Annotated in this window: 23 protein-coding genes and 1 tRNA gene; 10 read left to right on the plus strand and 14 right to left on the minus strand. The window is 62.5% G+C overall.

The window, feature by feature from the left end:
- Complete coding sequence (gene rpmF, locus LBW87_RS01145) at nt 1-183, minus strand: 50S ribosomal protein L32 (protein ID WP_006463510.1); 183 nt, start codon at nt 181-183, stop codon at nt 1-3.
- A 101-nt stretch (nt 184-284) separates the two neighbouring features.
- Nucleotides 285-782 (minus strand): YceD family protein, encoded by a 498-nt coding sequence (locus LBW87_RS01150; protein ID WP_225199593.1) that lies wholly within the window; start codon nt 780-782, stop codon nt 285-287.
- Nucleotides 783-944: 162 nt separating this feature from the next.
- Between LBW87_RS01150 and LBW87_RS01155 the strand changes: the two genes are divergently transcribed.
- Nucleotides 945-1,577 (plus strand): Maf family nucleotide pyrophosphatase, encoded by a 633-nt coding sequence (locus LBW87_RS01155; RefSeq protein WP_225199594.1) that lies wholly within the window; start codon nt 945-947, stop codon nt 1,575-1,577.
- A gap of 1 nt (nt 1,578) precedes the next feature.
- Here the strand turns inward: LBW87_RS01155 and LBW87_RS01160 are convergent, their stop codons facing one another.
- From LBW87_RS01160 to LBW87_RS01165, 3 genes are all read right to left on the minus strand, one after another.
- Complete coding sequence (locus tag LBW87_RS01160; RefSeq protein ID WP_225199595.1) at nt 1,579-1,794, minus strand: DUF1289 domain-containing protein; 216 nt, start codon at nt 1,792-1,794, stop codon at nt 1,579-1,581.
- 279 nt (nt 1,795-2,073) lie between these two features.
- Nucleotides 2,074-2,208, minus strand: coding sequence for a hypothetical protein (locus LBW87_RS23830; protein ID WP_265112832.1), 135 nt, complete (start codon nt 2,206-2,208; stop codon nt 2,074-2,076).
- Nucleotides 2,209-2,275: 67 nt separating this feature from the next.
- Complete coding sequence (locus LBW87_RS01165) at nt 2,276-3,466, minus strand: HPP family protein (protein WP_225199596.1); 1,191 nt, start codon at nt 3,464-3,466, stop codon at nt 2,276-2,278.
- A 190-nt stretch (nt 3,467-3,656) separates the two neighbouring features.
- Between LBW87_RS01165 and LBW87_RS01170 the strand changes: the two genes are divergently transcribed.
- Together LBW87_RS01170 and LBW87_RS01175 are read left to right on the plus strand one after the other, a co-directional pair.
- Complete coding sequence (locus LBW87_RS01170) at nt 3,657-4,079, plus strand: MarR family winged helix-turn-helix transcriptional regulator (protein WP_225199597.1); 423 nt, start codon at nt 3,657-3,659, stop codon at nt 4,077-4,079.
- A 71-nt stretch (nt 4,080-4,150) separates the two neighbouring features.
- Nucleotides 4,151-5,185, plus strand: coding sequence for a LacI family DNA-binding transcriptional regulator (locus LBW87_RS01175; RefSeq protein WP_225199598.1), 1,035 nt, complete (start codon nt 4,151-4,153; stop codon nt 5,183-5,185).
- A 20-nt stretch (nt 5,186-5,205) separates the two neighbouring features.
- Here LBW87_RS01175 and LBW87_RS01180 read toward each other — a convergent pair whose 3' ends face one another.
- From LBW87_RS01180 to LBW87_RS01200, 5 genes are all read right to left on the minus strand, one after another.
- A complete protein-coding gene (locus tag LBW87_RS01180; RefSeq protein ID WP_225199599.1) occupies nt 5,206-6,597 on the minus strand; it encodes an MFS transporter in 1,392 nt (463 codons plus the stop codon).
- Between the two features lie 96 nt (nt 6,598-6,693).
- Nucleotides 6,694-7,572, minus strand: a complete 879-nt coding sequence (locus LBW87_RS01185) for a sugar phosphate isomerase/epimerase family protein (RefSeq protein WP_225199600.1) — start codon at nt 7,570-7,572, stop codon at nt 6,694-6,696.
- 72 nt (nt 7,573-7,644) lie between these two features.
- Entirely contained in the window at nt 7,645-8,538 is an 894-nt protein-coding gene (locus tag LBW87_RS01190; protein ID WP_225199601.1) for a phytanoyl-CoA dioxygenase family protein, read from the minus strand.
- A gap of 137 nt (nt 8,539-8,675) precedes the next feature.
- Nucleotides 8,676-10,403, minus strand: coding sequence for a diguanylate cyclase (locus LBW87_RS01195; RefSeq protein ID WP_225199602.1), 1,728 nt, complete (start codon nt 10,401-10,403; stop codon nt 8,676-8,678).
- Nucleotides 10,404-10,630: 227 nt separating this feature from the next.
- Nucleotides 10,631-10,720 (minus strand) — tRNA-Ser (locus tag LBW87_RS01200).
- Between the two features lie 227 nt (nt 10,721-10,947).
- Between LBW87_RS01200 and LBW87_RS01205 the strand changes: the two genes are divergently transcribed.
- A complete protein-coding gene (locus LBW87_RS01205; RefSeq protein WP_225199603.1) occupies nt 10,948-12,828 on the plus strand; it encodes a GGDEF domain-containing protein in 1,881 nt (626 codons plus the stop codon).
- Between the two features lie 81 nt (nt 12,829-12,909).
- On the opposite strand, the gene serS is transcribed toward LBW87_RS01205, so the two are convergent.
- Nucleotides 12,910-14,211, minus strand: a complete 1,302-nt coding sequence (serS, locus tag LBW87_RS01210; RefSeq protein ID WP_225199604.1) for a serine--tRNA ligase — start codon at nt 14,209-14,211, stop codon at nt 12,910-12,912.
- A gap of 131 nt (nt 14,212-14,342) precedes the next feature.
- Between serS and LBW87_RS01215 the strand changes: the two genes are divergently transcribed.
- The gene (locus LBW87_RS01215) at nt 14,343-14,963 is read left to right on the plus strand and encodes an anaphase-promoting protein (protein WP_225199605.1); all 621 of its coding nucleotides are present in this window, start codon (nt 14,343-14,345) and stop codon (nt 14,961-14,963) included.
- Between the two features lie 48 nt (nt 14,964-15,011).
- Here LBW87_RS01215 and LBW87_RS01220 read toward each other — a convergent pair whose 3' ends face one another.
- Nucleotides 15,012-16,325 (minus strand): replication-associated recombination protein A, encoded by a 1,314-nt coding sequence (locus LBW87_RS01220; protein ID WP_225199606.1) that lies wholly within the window; start codon nt 16,323-16,325, stop codon nt 15,012-15,014.
- 144 nt (nt 16,326-16,469) lie between these two features.
- On the opposite strand from LBW87_RS01220, the gene fdxA reads away from it, so the two are divergent.
- Nucleotides 16,470-16,814 (plus strand): ferredoxin FdxA, encoded by a 345-nt coding sequence (gene fdxA, locus LBW87_RS01225; RefSeq protein ID WP_225199607.1) that lies wholly within the window; start codon nt 16,470-16,472, stop codon nt 16,812-16,814.
- A gap of 61 nt (nt 16,815-16,875) precedes the next feature.
- On the opposite strand, the gene lolA is transcribed toward fdxA, so the two are convergent.
- On the minus strand, nt 16,876-17,511 hold the full coding sequence (gene lolA / locus LBW87_RS01230) for an outer membrane lipoprotein chaperone LolA (protein ID WP_225200323.1): 636 nt from the start codon (nt 17,509-17,511) through the stop codon (nt 16,876-16,878).
- 122 nt (nt 17,512-17,633) lie between these two features.
- A complete protein-coding gene (locus LBW87_RS01235) occupies nt 17,634-19,973 on the minus strand; it encodes a DNA translocase FtsK (RefSeq protein WP_225199608.1) in 2,340 nt (779 codons plus the stop codon).
- A 368-nt stretch (nt 19,974-20,341) separates the two neighbouring features.
- Between LBW87_RS01235 and trxB the strand changes: the two genes are divergently transcribed.
- The 4 genes from trxB to LBW87_RS01255 all read left to right on the plus strand — a co-directional run bounded on the left by trxB (nt 20,342) and on the right by LBW87_RS01255 (nt 23,408).
- Nucleotides 20,342-21,295: a thioredoxin-disulfide reductase gene (gene trxB, locus LBW87_RS01240; protein ID WP_225199609.1), complete on the plus strand. Its 954-nt coding sequence runs from the start codon at nt 20,342-20,344 to the stop codon at nt 21,293-21,295.
- Between the two features lie 116 nt (nt 21,296-21,411).
- Nucleotides 21,412-21,723, plus strand: a complete 312-nt coding sequence (locus tag LBW87_RS01245) for an I78 family peptidase inhibitor (RefSeq protein ID WP_225199610.1) — start codon at nt 21,412-21,414, stop codon at nt 21,721-21,723.
- A gap of 131 nt (nt 21,724-21,854) precedes the next feature.
- Complete coding sequence (locus LBW87_RS01250) at nt 21,855-22,514, plus strand: Smr/MutS family protein (RefSeq protein ID WP_225199611.1); 660 nt, start codon at nt 21,855-21,857, stop codon at nt 22,512-22,514.
- 279 nt (nt 22,515-22,793) lie between these two features.
- Nucleotides 22,794-23,408 (plus strand): DUF2846 domain-containing protein, encoded by a 615-nt coding sequence (locus LBW87_RS01255; protein ID WP_225199612.1) that lies wholly within the window; start codon nt 22,794-22,796, stop codon nt 23,406-23,408.
- Nucleotides 23,409-23,444 lie beyond the last annotated feature (36 nt).

Raw genomic sequence — 23,444 nt, forward strand, 5'->3', positions numbered from 1 at the left:
TTACTCGTCGTTCTTGGTCTTCAGCACCTTGCGACCACGGTAGAAACCGTTCGGGCTGATGTGGTGACGCAGGTGAGTCTCACCAGTTGTCGGCTCGACAGCCAGCGGAGGTGCAGTCAGAAAGTCGTGTGCGCGGTGCATACCACGCTTGGACGGGGTCTTTTTGTTCTGTTGAACGGCCATGATTACTCCTAAACCTTAAGATTGAAAATTTTAACACATCGAAACCAGTTTTTCTGCAATCGACATGTGCTGCCCGGCACCAGCCGGACATCCCCGAAACATTACTGCTTCAATTTCTTCAGTACCGCAAACGGGGAAGCCCGCTCAGTACCCTTGGCCTCGGCCACCACACCACTGTCGGGACAAACATCATGCTTGGGCGCCACCGGCAATGCCAGCAACGCCTCATCCTCGACCAGGTTGGCTGCGTCGAAAGCGGCTGACCCAACGATGACATCGATCTGGTCATCGTCGAGCAGTTGCTCGATCGCATCGGCCTGCGCCTCATCTTTTGCCAATACCAGCAGCGACTTCGAATCAATCTCGAAGGGCAATGCCGTCAGGCAACGCTGACAGGTCAGATGAACAACTCCCGACACTGCCAGACTAAGTTGAGCATGTCCCAGCTTGTCGATATCGCCGGACAATGCCCACGAAATCGCACCGGAACGGTCAACCGTCTCTTGCGCCAGACGACCTAATTCAGCAACCGGAACCTGGCCTTGGGCCTGCTGCTTGTGGCGGCAGAACTCGAACGCGTCAATCACCAGTGCATTCATAATCAAAGCTGGAATCCGGAAAACCTGCGATAATAACAGAAAAATTCCTTACCAGTCAAAGCGTTAGCGCAGTCCCTGCGATTTTCAACGTCCGACTGTGGCTACCCGGTGCATTCGCCACCTCCTGCTTGCCATTCCAACCACATTTCTTCTGCCTCCACCATGCTCCAGCAAGCCATCTTCCCTGCCCTGCCGCGCCTGATCCTGGGATCGAGCTCAGCCTATCGCCGCGAATTGCTGAGTCGCCTCGGCCTGCCGTTCGAGACCATGGTGCCGGACATCGACGAAAGCCCGCTGGCCGGTGAAACGCCCGACGTCACCGCGCAGCGCCTGGCGCGCGAGAAAGCGGCGGCGGTGGCCAGTCGCGCCGGCGCGGCGCTGGTGATCGGCTCCGACCAGGTGGCCACGCTGGATGGCCTGCAAATCGGCAAGCCCGGCAACCACGCCAATGCCTTGCAGCAACTGCAGACCATGCGCGGTCGCGAAGTGATCTTTCATACCGCCCTGTGCCTGTGGGATGGACGTCGCCCGGATGCGGCCGACGCCGCGCAAATCCGCAATGTACAAACCGTGGTGCAGTTTCGCGACCTGCCGGACGCCGAGCTGGATGCCTATCTCAGGATCGAACAGCCCTACGATTGCGCCGGCAGCGCCAAGAACGAAGGCTTGGGCATTGCCATCCTGCAAAGCATCCGCAGCGAAGACCCGACCGCCCTGACCGGCTTGCCGCTGATCGCATTGACCGACATGCTGCGCCGCGCAGGCGTCGGATTCTTCGGCCAGCCCAGCCAATGAATCAATAATTGCGACGCGGGTAACCCTGCGCCAGGATGCGCAGCCACACCACCTCTTTTTCTTCCGGCGCCATGAATACCCATTGCGCCACTTCGTCGACACTGCGGCCGCAGCCGCGGCAGATGTCATCGAAGGTGGTCGAGCAGACTGCCACACAAGGTGTATCGGGTCGCTCCGGCAATGGAGTCGTGGGAGGAGACGCGGGAGACTGGGACATGAAGGATTCTGACTAAAGCGGAAAGACCATGAGGCCACGGCACATTGGCGAGCCTGGCCCGACATCTTACAAGATGCAAGACGATGCTGCTGCCTTGCTGCATCACCACCCCAGACGCAAGACAAAAAAAAGCCCGCGAACCTGTTGGCTGCGGGCTTCAATCCAATTTCTTAAGGAGGAGATTGGAGGAGACAGGTGCAACTATAGCGATCGCCCCCACGCCAGTCTGCTTTATTGTGGCAATAGCAGATATTCACAAAAAAGATAACTCAACAGCAATCAGCCATGTCCGGTCGACATGGTTACCGACAACGACGACGTCACCGGCTTGGGCGGCGTGCCGCCCTTGCGATCACAAGCGCTCAACGCCAGTACTGCAACCAGCAGCGACAGCGGCAACAGCAGTGCTTTCATGGCAGGCTCCTTTCATGGCAAGCGCCTTTTCAGGCTTGCGCCAGAATCTCCCCGCCCGCCCATGCTGTCAAGCCACGCTGCGCAAGTCGGAACGCGTCGCCGCCAGATTCTTCTCGTACAGCGCGGCAATCATGTCGGATTGGGTCAGCATGCCGACCAGCTTGTCATCGGCATCGACAATCGGGATCTGATGCAAGCCATCGGCCATGCGTGCCACCAGCGCCAGGATGGGGGTATCGACACGGGCCGTAACCACCGGGCGCTGCATGATCTGCCCCACCACTTCCGGCTTGTCCGAATGCGAAAACGGCACGCGCCGCAACAGGCCGCGCAGCTTCTCGCTCCAGCCGCCGTGCGACTCGGCTTCGGCATGCAACAGAAAATCGCTGCGACTGACGATGCCGATCACATGACGCGCCCGATCCAGCACCGGCAAGGCGCGCAAGCGGTGTTGCCGCAACAGCGTCCAGGCCTCATCCAGACCCGTGGCAAACTCGACCGCCACGATGTCGCGCGACATCACCGCCTCACAATTAGTCTGGCCGAAGCGACGGTGGTACGCCCGCATCTCGGTCTGCATGAAAATCTCTTCGAGGTCATCGCGACCGATATCGATCACCTGGTTGTAACGCTTGAGCACCTCGTCCAGGTCTGCATGCGAAAAACCCAGCCGCGTCATCGGCGGCTCGTCGCGGGTCTGGTGCGCATGGCGCGCCTCGCTTTGCTGCGCGTGCGGATAGCGACGGCCGCTGGCGTTGTTGAAGAACAGCGCCGTGGCCAGCAACAGGACCGAATTGAGTCCGACCGGCGACAACACGAACGCATATCCCATGTCATGCACAGCCGGGCCACCCAGCACCGCCGTCAACGCCACCGCGCCGCTGGGCGGATGCAGGCAGCGCAGCAAGAACATCGCGCCGATCGCCAGCGCAATGGCCAATGCCGCCGCCAGCGCCGGTTCGTGCAACAGCCTGGCACAGGTCACGCCGATCAGCGCCGCACTGAGATTGCCGCCGATGATCGACCAGGGCTGCGCCAGCGGGCTCGATGGCACCGCAAACAGCAGCACCGCAGAGGCGCCCATGGGAGCGATCAGCCAGATCGTGCCGACTGCACGCGGCAGCAGCGCGTAACTGGCCAGACCGACTAACAAAATTCCGAACAGGCTGCCGGCGCAGGAGCGCATGCGCTCGAAGCGATCGACATTGCCGGGGGCGGGAATGAAACTTTTGAACCACTGCAAGATAGAATCGGACATGTCCTGCTCTTTCGATCTGTCGCGACCGATTGACCTGATCATTTAGTTAATCAAATAGATAACGCCGCGCCCTTCCCGACGCGGACCAGTCGCAATTACATCACAAGATGATACATATGTCCGGATTTGCTCTACCCTCAGCGGGATTCAGCCTGAACACGGCTTGCCAAAGTGATATCGGAGCATCCCGATGAAAGGCTCCCGATTGCAAAAGGAAGACTTCGAAGCGCTCTCCGATTTTCGTTATCAGTTGCGCCGTTTTCTGCGCTTCTCGGAAGATGCGGCCCAGAGCGAAGGCCTGACTCCCCTGCAATACCTGCTGTTGCTGCACATCAAGGGCTTTCCCGGGCGCGAGTGGGCCAGCATCAGCGAACTGGCCGAGCGCTTGCAGGCCCAGCATCACGGCGTGGTGGCGCTGGTCACGCGTTGCGTCAAGGCCGGCCTGGTCACGCGCGCGCCCGACGACCGCGACAAGCGCCTGGTGCAGGTGCGGCTGACCGAACTGGGCGAGCAATATCTGCATCGCCTGGCGCAACTGCACCGCAACGAGCTGCAATCCTTGTCGGGGGTATTCCAGGTCTCGCACATCTCGGCCTTCAACGACCGCGACTAGCGACTAACTAGTTAATCGTGGCCGTCGCACTTGCTGTTATGCTTGCTGACCAGGCCAGCCCTCCCCGCTAAATGAAAAGAAAAACCGCTCCCGAGACGTCTCCCGGCACCGTGCCGGTGCGCGCCATCACCAAGGAAGACGTCGCCCGTGCCGCCGGCGTGTCGCACATTACCGTCTCGCGCGTGATCAATACGCCGGAGAAGGTCTCGCCAGCGACCCGCGCCAAGGTCGAGACCTTCATCGCCAGCATGGGCTACATTCCCAACTTGCTGGCCGGTGGCCTGGCATCGCGCCGCACCCGCATCATCGCCGCCATCGTGCCCACCATCAGCCATTCGATCTTCGCCGAAACCGTGCGCGGGCTGTCGGAACACCTCAGCGGCGAACGCTACCAGCTGCTGCTGGGCCAGACCAATTATTCGGAAGACGCCGAGACGGCGCTGGTGGAAGCCTTCATCGGCCGCCGCGTCGACGGCCTGGTGCTGACCGGCGTGCAACACTCGGCCCGTACCCGCCAACGCCTCAAGGCAGCGGGCATCCCGGTGGTCGAAACCTGGGACCTGACGCAACGCCCCATCGATATGCTGGTCGGCTTCAACAACCACGACGCCGGGCGCGCAATGGGCGATTACCTGTACCAGAAGGGCTATCGCCAGATGGCGTTCGTCGGTGGCGAAGACCCGCGCGGGCTGGCCCGTTTTTCCGGGCTGCGCGACGCCCTGCTGGCGCGCCAGGCAGCCGAACCGGTCCACATCAAGATCGCGCTGGGCTCGTTCCTGCATGCCGGGCGTGAAGTAGTGGGCCGCCTGTTGCGCGATCATCCCCAGGTCGACGCCGCCTTCTTCAGCAATGACGTCATCGCCGCTGGCGCCACCATGGAATGCCTGCGGCGTGGCGTCGACGTGCCCGGGCGCCTCGCCCTGGCCGGTTTCGCCAATCTCGAAATCGCCCCCGAGGTAATGCCGGCGCTGACCACGGTCCAGATCAGCGGCCACCAGATCGGCGCCACTGCGGCCCGCATGCTGGTGGCGCGCCTCAATGGCGAAGGCGTGGAGCAGCCCATCTGCGACCTCGGCTACAGCATCATCGAGCGCGAGAGCGCATAAGGCTGCTCACCGACAGCCGCTCACTGGTCCTCGTCGTAGACGATGCCACGCGTCTCCGGCGCCATGATCAGCGCCACCAGCGCGACCGTGCCCATGAACACGATGTAGGCCACGATCGGATAATAGCTGCCACCGTAATACGCCAATAGTCCGGTAGCGATCACCGGCGCCATGCCGCCGGTGATGACCGACGACAGCTCGCGGGCCGTACAGATGCCGCTCATGCGCATGCGCGGCGGGAACAGTTCGGCAAAGAACGCCGCCTGCACCGAGAACATCGGATACAGGCCGAACACGATCATCATCACGAACGCGCCGATGATCATCGGCGTCTGCCGGGTCTCGAGCATCCAGAAGAACGGCAATGCGCCGAAGATCATCACCAGGATGCCGAAGATATACACCGGCCGCCGCCCCACCCGATCCGACAATGCGCCCCACACCGGATTGAGCAAGGCGCCAATGCCGGCGCCGATCAGCACCGCCATCAGCCCGACGCTGGTGGGCACCTTCAATTGACTGGTGAGATAGGACAGCGCCCACACCTGGAAGATATAGCCGGCCGTGTTTTCCGAAAAACGCGCGCCGATGGCAATCAGCAGGCTGCGCTTCTGCTCGCGCCAGACCGCCTTGACCGGCGACTTCTCGACCGTCTTGCGCTGCTTCATCTTTTCGAACGTGGGCGACTCCTGCACGAACAGGCGAATATAGATCCCCACGGCCAGGCCGATCGAACTCAGCAGGAAAGGAATCCGCCAGCCATAGCGCATGAAGTCATCTTCGGGCAGCATGCGCACCAGCGCAAAGGCGCCCGCCGACAACACCACGCCCAGCGCCACGCCCACGCCGGGCCAGCTGGCGTAGTACCCGCGCTTGTTGACCGGCGCATATTCGGCCGACATGGTGACCGCCCCGCCGAATTCGGCGCCGGCCGCAAAACCCTGCACCAGCCGCAACAGCGTCAGCAGGATGGGAGCAGCAATGCCGATGCTGGCGTAGGTCGGCAGAAAACCGATCGCGGTGGTCGACAGCCCCATCATCAACAGCGTCACCACCAGCACATTCTTGCGCCCGATGCGGTCGCCGATGTGACCGAATACGATGCCGCCCAGCGGACGCACCACGAACCCCAGCGCATACGAGCCGAACGCGGCCAGCGTGCCCATCATCGGATCGAGCTTGGTAAAGAACAGCACATTGAAGACGATCGCCGCCGCCGTGCCGTAGAGGAAGAAGTCGTACCATTCGAGCGCGGTGCCGATCACCGACGAGCGCAGCGCCATGCGCCGCTGTCGGATTTCCAGCGCGCTGGGCGCATCCTCCTGGACCGCACTGGCGGCATCGGGTTGAGCGCCAAACTGCGCGCGGCCGGCATTGCCCGGATGGGTCCGGGAGCTTGCGATTGTGTTCATTGTCTCTCTCCTTTTATGGGACGGGCGGCTGGCGTCACTGGCGTGGCGGCCGGCTGTTTTATTTATCGGTCCGGCGCCGTCCTCGTCTTGCTGCAATCAGATATTGCCTGGGGCTTGCTCCTTGTCGAGACCTGCTTCGATGTCCAACTCTGTCGTATTCCATAGCCCACGCGCCATGCGCATGAGCGCTTGGGCTTCGTTCCAGCGATCCGACAGCTCGTAGCCGTCGGCGCCGGTCATGGCATATTCGGGCGGACCCAGTTCGCACAGGAAGGTCAGCACCTCGTCATCGGGAGCGCGCCGACGCCAGCCCTCAAATCCCTCGCGCCACCACTGCATGAACAATTCGACCCATGGCCGGTGCTGGGCAAAACCCAGTTGCAACTGGATCTGCTCACGGCTCGCCACGCGGCCATGAAAGCCCCAGGACTGGTCGAGGATGCGCTTGATCAAGGCATGGTTTTCGGCCGAGATGGGCCAGGCGAACTCGCGTCCCACCACATAGTGCGACAAGTCCGCGGTCAGGCGCAGCGCCGGAAAACGATCCAGCAGCTGCAGCGTGAACAGCAGGTCGGTGGTCATGCGATCGCGATGGGTTTCAATATGCAAGGCAATTCCGGCGTCTGCCGCCAGGCGGCTCCAGCCTTCGACATAGGGAATGCATTCGGCCAGCGTATAGGGCCGCACGTCAGCCTGCAGATTGATATGGTCGGCGCCCAATGCCTGCACATGTTCGATGATCGGCTTGAGCTCGTCGACCGTGCGCGGATAACACTGGGCCTGCCAGGTCATGCCGTTCTCGCGCAGGAAATCGGTCACGGTACGGGCATACTGGAAATCGGCAAAGCGCACGCCGGCGCCATCGAAACCGGCGTCGCGGATCATGGCCAGCTTCTGCTCGAGCGACCATTCGTGGCCGTCCGGACGACGGCACTCCATGGCCCACAGCGATTGATACACGCGAAACGTTTGCATGGGGATGACCTGTTGCAAAGAGTGCGGGTGACCCGCTACGCGAGGTAGCGGGCGTGTGCTAGCGGCGATTCTTCAGGTGCTGGCGGCCTGGCGCGGCACCTCGACCTGCTCGAAGAAGCGCTTGCCGCTGGCCGACTGGTTCTCGTAGATCGACCCCTGGTTGAGTGCCGGCGGCAACGGCATGCGCACCGGCGCATCCCGAAAACGCGGCACGATGGTCGGCTCGCCCTGCAGCAGGCGGGCGTTGAAGGCGTCGAAGTCAGGCACGCCCAGCAACGGAAAGGCGTCAGCCGCACAGACCTCGTAGAGCAGGAAATTGCGCGACATGGTCGAGCGATTCTGGGCCGAGCCGTGGATCGCCCGCACGTGATGAAACGACACCGCACCGGCGCGGCCGACGATCGGTACCGCCCGTTCCAGACCCAGACCCGGCGCATTCGGATCGAGTGCGCCGCAGAAGCGGCCATCGGCGTCGTGATGATCGTAGGTCGGCCCCTTATGGGAACCGGGCACCACCAGCATCGCGCCGTTTTCCAGCGACGTGTCGTCCAGCATCACGCCGACGGCCAGGATGTCGTCGTTGGTGGCCGGATAGAAGGCCCAGTCCTGATGCCACTCGACGGGTGAGCCGAAGCGCGGCGACTTCAGGTTGAGCTTGGAGCTCTGCAGCCGCAAACCTGGCCCCAGCAGGGCTTCGAGTACCGCCAGCACCGGCTGCGAGCGGATGAATTCCTCGAAGACGGGGTGATTGACGTGCGGCTGCTTGATACGCCGCAGGCGCGGCTCGGCGGCGCTATGGCCGCGCTCCAGATCGAACACCTCGGTGTGATCGGTGACCGCGCGCGACTGCTCTATCCACTGCGCCAGCGCCTCCTTCATCCGCTGCCGCAGGATGTCATTGAGCAGGTCCGGCACCACCAGCCAGCCCTCTTCCCGATACTGCGAAACCTGTTGCTGCGTGATCATGATTGTCTCCTTTGTCCTGGTGCTCGATGGCCCTGTTTCGGATGCCTTGGCGACACCCCGTAAAATCAATGTTCGCGCGAACATAATAGGCCGCAAAAAAACCGGCGTCAACACCGGTCCGGACAAAAGATGAAAGCCTAGCTGCTGGACTCGACCCGGTCGCGCCCGGTCTGCTTGGCCAGGTAAAGCGCGTTGTCGGCCAGCTTGACCAGTTGTTCCAGGCTGCGCCCCTCCATCAGCGCGGCCACACCGAAGCTGGCGCTGATGCTCACCCGCTCACCGCCGTCGATGTCAAACACCTGCTGGCGCAGCGCCAGGCGCAGTTTCTGCGCCACCAGCACCGCCTGCTGCAGGTCGGATTCGGGCAGCAGGATGATGAATTCCTCGCCGCCGTAGCGCGCCAGCACATCGACCTTGCGCAGCAACTGCAACGCCGTCTGCGCCGCGCCGCGCAACACCGCGTCCCCCGCCAGGTGACCATGGGTGTCGTTGATGCGCTTGAAATGATCGATATCGAATAGGATCACCGACAGATCGCGCCCGTAACGCTGCGCCACCGCCATCTGCTGCTGCCCATGCGAGAAGAAGGCACGCCGATTCAGCACGCCCGTCAGGAAATCCGTATTGGACGAAGCCTGCAACTGCGTGATCAGCGCCTCGCGCTCGCGCGCCAGGCTGTTACGTTCGAGAATGCGCTCCTTGAGCACCGTCAACGCCCCCAGCATGCCGCCGATTTCATCGTTGTAGCGAGTGGCCGGAATCGCGCGTTCGAGACGCCCTTCGGCCAGGCCCACCACCAGTTCGGTCGCATTGACCAGCGGCTGCACCACGCGGCGACGTATCAGCACCATCAGCAACTGGAAGAACAGACAGGCCACCACCGTCAGCACGATCACCGCGATCAGAAAATTGCGCGCCCGCTGGTTGCGCTGCTCGGCCTGCACCAGCATGTCATCGAGCACCAGGTCGCGCAGATCGAGGATGCTTTGCATGCGTGGCACGTAGCGCTGCGTCAGCTCGGCCGGCGTGAGTCCGTACTCACCCGACTTCAGCCCTACCTGCAGCAGGTAATCCAGGAACTGGAAACCGTTTTCGAAATACTGGCGATCAAGCTCATCGAGCCCGCGCTTGAACGCCGGCTCGGTCGAATAGGTGCGCAATTGCGCCGACAGCAGCGAGCGCAGCAATTCGATGCGGCCGTACATGCGGCCGATCTCGACCACCTCTTCGGCATCCAGCATGCGGTGGGCGATGAGCGGCGCGATGAACGATGAGCCGACCTGCCCCGCGTATTCACGCAAGCTGGCCGTGGCGCGCACCGCGGCCAGGCCGTCGCGCAGTTCCGGATCGGCCTGGTCGGCGACGCTGGCCAGCTCGGCCACCACCCGCACCAGCAGCGGCATCATGTCGATGGTGCTCTTGACCGCCGACAGCACATACATCTGGTTGCGCTCATCCTCGGCCTGCGCCCCCAGGCGATCGACCGCCATGCGCGAAGCGCTCAGCGCCTGCTGCACGGTCTGGATATTACCCGCGGTGGCCGAGCCTTCGAGGCGCGGATCCTTCTCCATCGCCAGGCGCAGATTGGTCAGCGCCGCGTCGCTGGCAACGCGCGCGGCCTGCAAGGTCTGGTAGAAGCCATGGCGCTCGTGCGGACGAGCACCCATGTAGGCATTGGACGGGCCGCGCTCGCTGGACACTTTCTCCATGGCGATCAGGCCCAGGCGAAAGTTCTGCAATGCCGGCACGCTGTAGGCGCCGCGCTGGTACAAGCCCCATTGGATCCAGACCAGCGATACCGCCAGCGCAAGGAACAGCATCAGCAACGCACTGGAGATCAGCCGGAACAGTCGGTTCAAGGACATGTAGTGAGACCCGAGTCGAAATCTTTCTTTAATTTAGAAATATAACAAGGCCGCACGATCGGCGGCAGGGTTTCGTCAGCATGGATGAAAATAAGCGACAAGTCGCAAGTCGGGCGCGCATTGGTTCCCGTATCGCGGGAGCCGGACCTTCCCCAGGAGTCCGAAATGCGGCCAAAAAAAAATCCCGCACCAGGCGGGATTTTTTTTAGGCTGGAAGCCTTGAATACTGGCGGAGAGGGTGGGATTCGAACCCACGGTACGATTTAACGTACGCCTGATTTCGAGTCAGGTACATTCGACCACTCTGCCACCTCTCCAGTACTACGGTCGTCTTCTCTGTGTGGAACAGCGAAGCACGCAACTATAGCAGAAGGTTTTTCAGAATGGAATACGTCTTTTAAAAAAACTTAGCTGACACAGCAAAAAAAGATAAACACCCCTCATATCATCGTCTTGTCATAAATCGCTTCTAGCATCCGCAAACAATTTCCATTTCATTCGTTTTGTCCGTTTACTAAGTTCTGTCCACCGGGACACCGCCACAATGGCCCCTCTTTCCAACGCTCAATTCCCGCTCGATGGTCTGTCTGCCGAGCTATTCGCCCGTTCCCACGGCGAACTGCCGCCTGACACCGACGACCCGATGCTGGCCCTGCTCCACGAGATCATCGCCCAGCGCAAGTTGTCGGCCCTGTTCCAGCCCATCGTGCGCATGCGCAACGGCGAGATCCTGGGCTATGAAGGCCTGATCCGGGGGCCCTCCAATACCGCGCTGCATTCGCCGCTGGCCCTGTTCAAGGTGGCGCGCGCGCACAACCTGTCGGTACAGATGGAATACCTGTGCCGCCACATCGTGCTGGCGCGTTTCGCCCAGTCGGGGTTGCCGGGCAATCTGTTCCTCAACGTCACCCCTGGCGCGCTGATGCAACCCGAGGCGATCCAGGGCGAGACGCTGCGTTACCTGGAGCGCCTGGGCATCAACCCGCAGCGCATCATCATCGAACTGACCGAGAACGAGCCGACCTACGACTATGCGTTGTTGCGCAACGCCGCGATGCATTACCGCGACATGGGGTTCCAGATCGCCATCGACGATCTCGGCGAGGGGTTTTCCAGCCTGCGCCTGTGGTCCGAGCTGCAGCCCGAATACGTCAAGATCGACATGCACTTCGTGCAGGGCATCAACCACGACCCCATGAAACTGCAGTTCGTGCGCTCGATCCAGGAAATCGCCGAGAAATCGGGCTCCATCGTGATCGCCGAGGGCATCGAATCGCAGGCCGAGCTGCTCACCATCCGCGATCTCGGCATCGCCTGCGGCCAGGGCTACCACATCGGCCGCCCGCTGGCCGACCCGCCCACCGCCATCTCGGACGACGTCACCAAGACCCTGCGCCGCGACAAGGTGCCGCTGGCGGCGCAGAAGTACGGCCCGGGCAAGGGCCGCGCCACCGTCTTCAAGCTGCTGCGCGAAACCCGCTACGTCAGCCCCGAGGTGAGCAACGACCAGGTCTACAGCATGTTCGTCAACGACCCCGAGCTGCAGGCGCTGCCGGTGGTCAGCAATGGCTTGCCGATCGGCCTGATCAACCGCTACAGCATGGTCGAGCGCTTTGCCCGCCTGTACGGGCGCGAGTTGTACGGCAAGAAGTCGTGCGCCTTCTTCATGGACCCGAGCCCGATCATCACCGAGCAAGACACCAGCCTGCAGGACCTGTCCAACCTGCTGGTGCACGCCGAGTCGCATCACCTGTCGAATGGCTTCATCATCACCGATCGCGGCCAGTATGTCGGCCTGGGCACCGGCCACGACCTGCTGCGCGAGATCACGCAGATGCAGATGGATGCGGCGCGCCATGCCAATCCGCTGACCCAGCTGCCGGGCAACGTGCCGATCAACGACCATATCGAATACCTGCTGCAGAGCGGCGTCGAATTCTGCATCTGCTATTGCGACCTCGACCATTTCAAGCCCTTCAACGACGTCTACGGCTATCGCAAGGGCGACGACATGATCCAGCTCACCGGACGCGTACTGCAACAGGCGTGCGACCCCGATCTCGACTTCATCGGCCATATCGGCGGCGATGACTTCCTGATCATGTTCCAGAGCGAAGACTGGGAAAAACGCTGCCGCACCCTGCTCGACAACTTCGCCGTCGAGTCGGCCGCCTGCTATTACGACGAGGACCGCCTGCGCGGCGGCTATCACTCGGAAGACCGCCAGGGCAACCGGGTGCTGCATCCGCTGGTGGGGGTGTCGCTGGGCGCGGTCAAGATCGAGCCATCGCAGTATTCGTCGCCGCACCAGATCGCCTCGGCCGCCACCCGCGCCAAGAAGCAGGCCAAGAAAATCGTCGGCAACAGCCTGTTCATCGAGCGCCGCATTCCGACCACGTTCTCCTGGGCCATCAAGGAGGCCTAAAAAAGAGACCTGAACGGCAGGCCACAATGCAAAACGGCCGGTCCCTTCCGGGACCGGCCGTTTTGTCATGCGCGCTGCAGATCAGGCGCCGGGGACCAGCCTGGTCACGCCGCCCATGTAGGGTTGCAGCACTTCTGGAATATCGACGCTGCCATCGGCCTGCTGGTAGTTCTCCAGCACCGCCACCAGGGTACGGCCCACGGCCAGGCCCGAGCCATTGAGGGTATGCAGCAGTTCCGGCTTGCCCTGGGCATTGCGGAAACGGGCTTGCATGCGGCGCGCCTGGAACGCCTCGCAGTTCGACACCGACGAGATTTCGCGATAGGTATCCTGGGCCGGCAGCCAGACTTCGATATCGAAGGTCTTGGCCGCACCAAAGCCCATGTCGCCGGTGCAGAGCGTGATCACGCGGTAAGGCAGGCCCAGCTTCTTGAGGATATTCTCGGCGTGGCCCAGCATGTCGTCGAGCGCCGCATACGATTGTTCCGGGTGCACGATCTGCACCATCTCGACCTTGTCGAACTGGTGCTGGCGAATCATGCCGCGGGTATCGCGACCGTAGGAACCCGCTTCCGAGCGGAAGCAGGGAGAGTGCGCGGTGAACTTCAGGGGCAGCGTATCGCCGGCCACGATCTCGTCGCGCACGAAGTTGGTCAGCGGCACTTCAGCCGTGGGGATCAGGTACAGCGCGGCGTTCTCGGCCTCGCCTTCCTGGCCGCCCTTCTTGGCCGCGAACAGATCGGCCTCGAACTTGGGCAACTGGCCGGTGCCGCGCAGCGAATCGGCATTGACGATGTAAGGCGTGTAGCACTCGGTGTAGCCATGCTCCAGCGTATGGGTGTTGAGCATGAACTGCGCCAGCGCGCGGTGCAGGCGGGCGATGCCGCCCTTGAGCACGGCGAAGCGCGAGCCGGTGAGTTTGGTGGCGGTATCGAAATCGAGGCCCAGCGGCGCGCCGACATCGACATGGTCCTTCACCGCAAAGTCGAAACTGCGGGGCGTGCCGACCTTGCGCAATTCGACGTTGCCGCTTTCGTCGCTGCCGACCGGCACCGATTCGTGCGGCAGGTTCGGCACCGCCTGCAGGAAGGCATTCAGTTGCTCCTGCACCTGTTCCAGGCGGGTCGCCGAGCTCTTGAGCTCGTCAGCGATGCCGTTGACTTCGGCCATCAGCGCCGAGGCGTCCTCACCCTTACCTTTCATCATGCCGATCTGCTTGGACAGGCTGTTGCGCTTGCCCTGCAGTTCTTCGGTACGGGTCTGGATCTGCTTGCGCTCGGATTCCAGCGCATTGAAACCGGCCACGTCGAGCTGGAATTTGCGGGCCGCCAGGCGCGCTGCCACGCTGTCGATGTCTTTACGGAGGAGTTGAATGTCGATCATGGGAACAAATAAGCAAGTGAATTGATGCACGAAAGCGCGATTGTACCAAGCCTGGAGCGCCCCTGGCAGGATGGCGCAGCGGGCCGCAACCAGTTACCATGCGCCATCCCGATTTATGCCCGAAAAGCGCCATGTCCGAACTCAAACCTGCTCCCCGCAAGATTTCCCTGCCGTTCTCCCTGTTCGGCCTGGCCGCCGCCGTCGCTCTGGCCCTGTGGGCCGGCAATCACTACATGCGCAACGAAGCCAGCCTGTTCTACGGCCTGGCCGCGGGCCTGTCGTTCGGCGCCGCATTTGCCTTCGGTCAACAGATCAAGAACCACTTCGTGCCGCCGCGCGCGCGCAAGAGCAGCTGGAAGGTCGAGGCGCCGGGCGCCGCCGGGCTGAGCCCGGCCAAGCTGGCGGCCCAGGCGGCGCGCAAGATCAATGTCGAATTCGACGACCAGGAAATCCGCACCACGGTGCGCGGCACCAGGCGCGAAGGCATCGCCTGGAGCGAGCTGAGCGACATCACCATCCGCATCAGCGAAGGCGACCTGCCTGAACCGCAATGGATCATCGCCGGGCGCGTAGGCGACGACATCAAGGGGGTGCTGGTGCCGAACGACGCCGAGGGGCTGGACGCCCTGATGGATGCGTTCAAGCAACGCCTGCCCGGATTCAGCGACGACCAGACCTACCAGACCATCATCGCGGCGATGTCGGCGCTGGAGGGGAGCTTCCATATCTGGAGCCGCAAGCCGGCGACCTGATAAAACAGGTTCCGAGATTCAGTTGCAGGCTTGACCGGGTGAAGAGGATCAATCTTCCCCGGCCTCTTCATCCCACTTCTTGAGCATGGCGAGCTTCTCGCCGATCTTGATCTCCAGCCCTCTCGGCACCGGCTGATACCAGCCCGGCTCGCTGAGATCATCGGGAAAATAAGTCTCGCCGGCCGCATAGGCATTGGGCTCGTCATGGGCATAGCGATACTCATGACCATAGCCCAGCTCCTTCATCAGCTTGGTCGGCGCATTGCGCAGATGCACCGGCACCTCACGGCTCTTGTCCAGCTTCACGAAGGCTCGCGCCTGGTTATAGGCGTTGTAGCCGGCGTTGCTCTTGGCCGCCACCGCCAGGTAGATCACCGCCTGCCCCAGCGCCAGCTCCCCTTCCGGGCTGCCCAGCCGTTCATAGGTCAGGGCCGCATCGTTGGCGATCTGCATGGCCCGGGGATCGGCCAGGCCGATGTCTTCCCATGCCATGCGCACGATCCGGCGCGCCAGGTAGCGGGCGTCGGCGCCGCCGTCCAGCATGCGCGTGAGCCAGTACAGCGCGGCATCGGGATGCGACCCGCGCACCGACTTGTGCAAGGCCGATATCTGGTCGTAGAAGTTATCGCCGCCCTTGTCGAAGCGGCGTGAATTCAGGGTCAGCGCGTTCTGCAGGAATTCGGCCGTGATCAGGCTGATGCCGGAGGTCTTGGCTGCAGTGCCGGTCTGCTCCAGCAGGTTCAGGAACCGTCTGGCGTCGCCGTCGGCATAGCCGATGATGGTGTCGGTGGCCAGCTCGTCGAACACCAGGTCGCCCAGCGTCCCTTGCGTGTTCTCTTGCGCCCGCTTGAGCAACAGCTTCAACTCGTCGTCGGTGAGCGACTTGAGCACATAGACCTGGGCGCGCGACAGCAACGCCGAGTTCACCTCGAAGGAAGGGTTTTCGGTGGTGGCGCCGATGAAGGTGACCAGGCCGCTTTCGGCATACGGCAACAGCGCGTCCTGCTGGGACTTGTTGAAGCGGTGGATTTCGTCGACGAACAGGATGGTGTGCTTGCCCAGCGCCAGGTTCTGCTCGGCCTGTTCCATCGCCGCGCGGATGTCCTTGACCCCGGAAAACACCGCCGACAGCGCAATGAATTCGCACTTGAAGGCGCTGGCGGTGAGCCGCGCCAATGTGGTCTTGCCCACCCCCGGCGGGCCCCAGAAGATCATCGAATGGGGCTTGCCCGACTGGAAGGCCAGGCGCAGCGGCTTGCCCTCCGACAGCAGGTGCGACTGTCCGACCACCTCGTCCAGGGTCTTGGGGCGAAGGGCTTCAGCCAGTGGTGCAACAGGCTCTTGTGCGAACAGATCAACCATGGATTATTTCGTTTCGATAGCAATGCAGGCGCTGCCACAGGCACGTGACGCCACGCCAAAGGCGTTAGTCTAACGCAGCGCGCCACGCCCGGTGCGCCATGGTGCAAACGGTTAGAATACCGGCTCGTCATTTCGAGAGCCAACATGCCCTTCGTCGTTACCGATTCCTGTATCCAGTGCAAGTACACCGATTGTGTCAGCGTCTGCCCCATGGACTGCTTCGTCGAGGGGCCTAACTTCCTGGCGATCAACCCCGATGGTTGCATCGACTGCTCGATGTGCGTGCCCGAATGCCCGGTCGGCGCCATCTACAATGCCACCGACCTGCCCGCCGCCATGGCGCATTTCGAAGACCTCAACGCCAGGCTGGCGCAGCATCCCGGCTGGAAACCGATCACCCAGGCCAAGGCGCCCATGGACGGACACGCGCAGTGGAAGGACGTGCCGGACAAGCTTCATCTGCTGCAGATGAATGAGCCGGACCAATAATGCAAAAAGCCCTGCCAGTTGAACTGGCGGGGCTTTTTTCTGCGCGCGAGCGTGCTTAGTCTTAGTTATTGAACACGTCCGCGCCCTTGGGCACGGTAAAGCTGAAACTGTTCACCTTCAATGGCGGGTTCTTCTCGAAGCTGCCAAACGTCAGCAGCGACACCTGCCCGAACGAGTCGTGCAACTCCATGGCCATGGGCGTACCGTTCTTCAAGCCGATACCGATCCGCTCGAAGGTGGTGTCGCGACTCTTCGGCACTGCCTCCAGCCATTCCAGGCCTTCCTTGGTGCCGCCCTCCTTCAGGGTGAAATTCTTTTCGAGATCGTTGCTGCCGAACAGGATCGCCGCCGGCGACGATCCCAGCGCATTGCCCAGCTTCTTGGTGGTGACCTGGTTCAGGTCCTTGTCGTAGATGAACAGCTTTTCGCCATCGGCCTGGATCAGTTGCTCGTAAGGCTTCTGGTAGGTCCAGATGAACTTGCCCGGGCGCGAGAACACGAAACTGCCGCTGGAGGTGTTGACCACCTTGGCCACGCCATTCTCGGTGCGCACCTGGCGCTGGGTGAATTCGCCCTTGGCCGACTGCGTGCTGGCCACGAATTGCTTGAACTGGTCCAGCGCGGCGGCCTCGGCACGCGATGGCGCCAGCGCATTGATCACGATCGCCCCGGCCACTGCCAGGGTGGCCGCCAGCATCAGCCGACGACGGTTGACCGGGCTGGCCGCCGCGCGCGTGCGCGGCTGCTGCAGTGGCCGATGGTGCTTCCTGAAATCATGCATGTTGTTATTCCCTTCTTGTGATGCCAGCACCTGCCGTGTTACTCAACCTCGCCGCCAGCACCGGCCGGCACCAGGATTTCCCGGTTGCCGTTCGATTGCATGGTCGACACCAGGCCACTCTGTTCCATTTGCTCCAGCAGGCGCGCGGCACGGTTGTAGCCGATGCGCAGATGGCGCTGCACCAGCGAGATCGATGCCCGACGGTGCTTGAGCACCACCGCGACCGCCTGGTCATACATCGGGTCGCTTTCGGTGCCGCCACCTGCACCGCCGGCGGCAGCGCCACCGGCGTCGGCATCCTCGAGGACGCCGCCTTCTAGGATGCCCTCGACGTAATTCGGTTCCCCCTGGGCCTTGAGGTGCTCGACCACGCGGTGCACTTCGTCATCCGACACGAAGGCGCCATGCACCCGCACCGGCAACGAGGTGCCGGGCGCGTTATAGAGCATGTCGCCCATGCCCAGCAGCGCTTCGGCGCCCATCTGGTCGAGGATGGTGCGCGAATCGATCTTGGACGACACCTGGAATGCGATACGGGTCGGCACGTTGGCCTTGATCAGGCCGGTGATCACGTCCACCGAAGGACGCTGGGTGGCCAGGATCAGGTGAATGCCGGCGGCCCGCGCCTTTTGTGCGATACGGGCGATCAACTCTTCGACCTTCTTGCCGACCACCATCATCAGGTCGGCCAGTTCGTCGATGATGATGACGATGGTCTCGAGCTGCTCCAGCGGCTCCGGCGCGTCTGGCGTCAGGCTGAATGGATTGGGAATCTTCTCGCCGCGCTTGTCGGCATCGATGATCTTCTGGTTGTAGCCGGCCAGGTTGCGCACGCCCAGCTTGGACATCTTCTTGTAGCGACGCTCCATCTCCTCGACTGCCCAGTTCAGGGCATGGCCGGCGTGGCGCATGTCGGTCACCACCGGCGCCAGCAGATGCGGAATGCCTTCGTAGATCGACAATTCGAGCATCTTGGGGTCGATCAGGATCAGGCGCACCTGGCGCGGCGTCGACTTGTACAACAACGACAGGATGGTGGCGTTGATCCCCACCGACTTGCCCGAACCGGTAGTGCCGGCCACCAGCAAGTGCGGCATCTTGGCCAGGTCGGCCACCACCGGATTGCCGGCGATGTCCTTGCCCAGCGCCACGGTCAGGCTGGAATGGCTGTCGTTGTAGACCTTGGAGCCGAGGATCTCGGTCAGGCGCACGATCTGGCGCTTGGGATTGGGCAACTCCAGGCCCATGAAATTCTTGCCCTGGATCACTTCGACCACGCGAATCGAGGTCAGCGACAACGAACGCGCCAGGTCGCGCGCCAGGTTAACAATCTGGCTGCCCTTGACGCCGGTGGCCGGTTCGATTTCATAACGGGTGATCACCGGGCCGGGGTACGCCGCCACCACCTTCACCTCGACCCCGAAGTCGGACAGCTTCTTCTCGATCAGGCGACTGGTGAATTCCAGCGTCTCGACCGACACCGTCTGCTGGGCCGGCGGCGCCTCATCCAGCAGCGACAGCGGCGGCAGGTCGTTATTGCTGTCCTCGAACAGGCTGGTCTGGCGTTCCTTCTGCACCCGGTCGGACTTCTGCACTTCGACGATCTGCGGCTCGATGCGGATCGGCGCGGCCTCGACGATCTTGGCGCGCTCCTGCACCACCACTTCTTCACGCTTGACCGCCGCTTCCTGGCCAGCCTTGCGATCGGCCCGTGCCGAATAGGAATTACGCAGCCACAGCAGCCCGTCTTCGATCGCGCCGCCGATGCGCTCGACCGCCGACAGCCACGACACGTGGAAGAACAGGCTCACGCCCAGTCCGAACAGCAGCAACAGCAACAAGGTGGCGCCGGTGAAGCCCAGCGAGGGTTGCACGGCGGTGCCGATCATCTCGCCCAGCACGCCGCCGGAGGAATGCGGCAGCTTGTCCGCCAGCCGGTGCATGCGGGTGAATTCGATACCGAGACTGCCGGTCATCATGAAAACGAAACCGACGGCACGGATGATCGGCTCCTGCTGGTAAGGCGGCTCCGGTTCGGCCTGCATCAGGAAACGATTCGACAGATGGCGGTAGCCATTCATCACCGAGCGCCCCAGCAGCACGCACCACCACCAGGCCGACATGCCGAAGATATACAGCATCAGGTCCGCCAGCCAGGCGCCGATGCGGCCGCCCCAGTTGGCCACGCGCGGCACCGAACTGGCCACCGACCAGCCCGGATCGGTCTTGGAATAGGTCAGCAGGATCAGGACGAGATAAAGCAGCAGCGCAGTCAGCGCCAGCCAGCGGGCTTCCGAGATCAGCCGCACCAGCCGGTTGGGCATCGGTGCTGGCGGTGTTTTGGTATTGCGGATGTGGGCTTGACTCGTCTTCGACATAAATCCGGGAAAAAAACTGTATGCCCATCGCGCCGGTAAGTTGGATGGGCGAAAAAGATGGGCGAGAGACAAGCCGCCATTGTAACGGCATTGCATTGCACTTCGCGCTTTTGCGCCGGGCTGGGCTCTTGACACCACCCCGGCATTATCGTTCTTGCAAGTTTCCTTATGGCTTCGTCTATGGCGCGGATAGCGTAATTCCATCGGCTGCATCCAGGGCTTGGACTATAATCCTAACCGTTTTGCAGCGCAGTAATAATGTCGCTGCGGCATCGCTGAAATCACTTGCCGCGCTGCACGCATTGAAAAACCTGAGCCCGGCTTCACCTGCTGTGAAGCATCCCCTCACCCACGACAAAGAGTTATTTATGAGCACGCCCAAACACGCCAAGGTCCTGATTCTCGGCTCCGGCCCCGCCGGCTACAGCGCTGCGGTGTATGCCGCGCGCGCCAACCTGAATCCGGTAATGATCACCGGCGTCGAGCAAGGCGGCCAGTTGATGACCACCACCGATGTCGAGAACTGGCCCGGCGATCCGCTGGGCGTGCAAGGTCCCGAACTGATGCAGCGCCTGTTGCAGCACGCCGAGCGCTTCAAGACCGAGATCATCTTCGATCACATCCACACCACCAAGCTGTCGGAGCGTCCGTTCCGCCTCATCGGCGACGCCGGCGAATACACCGCCGATGCCCTCATCATCGCCACCGGCGCTTCGGCCCAATACCTGGGCCTGCCGTCGGAACAGGCCTTCATGGGGCGTGGCGTGTCGGCCTGTGCCACCTGCGACGGCTTCTTCTATCGCGGTCGCGAAGTGGCCGTCGTCGGCGGCGGTAATACGGCCGTCGAAGAAGCGCTGTACCTGTCCAACATCGCCAGCAAGGTCACCATCATCCATCGCCGCGACAAGTTCCGCGCCGAGCCGATCCTGATCGACCGCCTGCTGCACAAGGTCACCGAAGGCAAGATCGACATCAAGTGGCACCACACGCTGGACGAAGTGGTGGGTGACGAAAGCGGCGTGACCGGCATCAAGATCAAGTCGACCCAGGGCGGCGCGGTCACCGACATTGCAGTGCACGGCCTGTTCGTGGCGATCGGCCACAAGCCCAACACCACCATCTTCGACGGCCAGCTGGACATGCAGAACGGCTACCTGAAGACCCGCGCCGGCAACGAAGGCTTCGCCACCGCCACCAGCATCGATGGCGTGTTCGCCGCCGGCGACGTGCAGGATCACATCTACCGCCAGGCCATCACCAGCGCCGGCACCGGCTGCATGGCCGCGCTGGATGCCCAGCGCTACCTCGAAGGCCTGGAATAAACCTGTGCCACGACCGCGCCTGGCGGTGAACTCGCGGCAGGTTGAATCATCAAAAGGCCGGCAGACGATACTTGGTCTGCCGGCCTTTTTGTCATAAAACCAATAAAGGATTCACCGTGTTCCCCACACTGCGCACCGCCCTCCCCTTACTGACACCCATGGCGTTGGCCGCGTTGCTGTCGGCCTGCACCAATGCGCAAGACCCCAGGCCGGCCGAGGCCGGCGCCGCATGCGATGCCGCAGGTGCCGACCAGTTCATCGGCCAGAACATCAGCGGTTATATCGAACGCCAGGCCACCCAGGCAGCCGGCGCCACTTCATCACGCGTGCTGCGCCCTGACGACGTGGCGACCATGGATTTCGATCCGAAACGGCTCAACATCCATGTCGATCCGGGCAAGGTCATCATCAAGCTGGCCTGCGGTTGACGCACTGCCCCTGGCCCGATACCTTCCGTCACGCGGGCGAAAGCAGGCGCCCGGCGTCTCTCATCGTGCGCAACAAGCCACTGTTCTGCTACATTTAGTCGTTCGGGGAATCGACGCAATCAGGGCAAGCCATGGCAAACATGAAAGATTTTTCTGCACTCCAGTCATTGCGCAAGGAGTTGCAGGTTCAGGAGCAGGCGCGCATCAAGGCCGAGGCCGAGCGCCTGCGCCAGGCGGCGCTGGCCGAGCAGGAAGCCAATCTGTTTCGTCACAGTATCGGCCGCGTGGCGCCGCTGCCCGAAAACACCGTCAACAAGGCGCTGCATCAACCGCAGCCGCCGCTCCCCATTCCCCGTCAGCATATCGCCGACGAGCAGGCCGCCCTGCTCGAATCGATCTCGGATGAATTCACCGTCGACACCCTGATGGACAGCGACGAAGCGCTCAGCTTCGCCCGCCCTGGCGTGGGCCCGGATGTACTCAGCAAGCTGCGCCGCGGCAACTGGGTGATCCAGGCCCAGCTCGACCTGCACGGCTACCGGCGCGACCAGGCGCGCGAAGCGCTGGGCGAGTTCCTGCGCAGCGTGCGCCGGCGCGGCCTGCGTTGCGTGCGGGTGATCCACGGCAAGGGTCTGGGCTCGGTCAACAAGGAACCGGTGTTGAAGCACAAGGTGCGCAACTGGCTGATGCAGAAGGATGAAGTGATGGCCTTTTGCCAGGCGCGCGCCGCCGATGGCGGCGCCGGCGCGCTGGTGGTGTTGCTCAAGTCGAGCGAGCGGCCCGGCAACTGACGCGCCAATTGCCGTGCCTTGCCACTCTGGCATGACAGCTTGTCGTTTCTTTGCGCTTACGAAACTAATTTGTCAACCGCGACGACGACCCCTTACCTTTATTTGCTAATATTCACACCCTGACCGTTAGCCTGGCCAAGTGGGGGCCGAGGGCGGACAGAGGGGGGATGGGGCGTATGTCGATGCCGATGATCGGATGCGCGAGGGGGATCGCCGCGTGCATGCCATGCAGGCCGACGCACCATCCAATCAAGCTGACGACAAGAAAGAAAAGCAGTGATGAAAACGATACGCCCGTGGCTGGCCCTGGTGATGCTGGTAGCCGTGCTGGCCGGTTGCGCCTCCGGCCCGAAACATGCCGACATCGATTACGCGATACCGGCCATCAAGCCCGGGTTTGGCCGCATCTACTTCCTGCGCTCGTCGGCCTTCATCGGCTCGCCGGTGCAACCCGAAATCAAGCTCAACAACCAGGTCGTGGGCCGCTCGCGCCCACGCGGTTTCTTCTTCGTTGATCGCCCTGCCGGCCCCTACATGGCATCCAGCGCGACCTCGGTCAGCTCGGCCCTGACCTTCGACCTCTACCCCGGTGAAGTGAAATATGTCCGCACCGAAGTGACCATCGCGCTGTTTGGCATCATGCCGGGCAGCATCGCGTTCAGCCTGATGGATCAATCCATCGCCGAACCGGAATTGAGCAAGCTCAGTTATACCGGCACCTCGATCAAGGCCCAGCCCAAACAGGCGCCCATGCCGGCGGCAGCGCCAGCGCCAGCACCGACACCAGCAATGCCGCCCGCCGTGACACCTGCTGGGGCACCTGTTACTGCACCCGTTACTGCACCGGTCGCCGTGCCCGCAGCACCACCGGCCGAGGCCCTGCCAGCGCAATAATCAGCGGCGGGGATGCCGTCAGCAGCGCGCCCCCGC

Origin of the sequence: Herbaspirillum sp. alder98 (assembly GCF_020179755.1) — a bacterium.
Classification (GTDB): Bacteria; Pseudomonadota; Gammaproteobacteria; order Burkholderiales; family Burkholderiaceae_D; genus Herbaspirillum.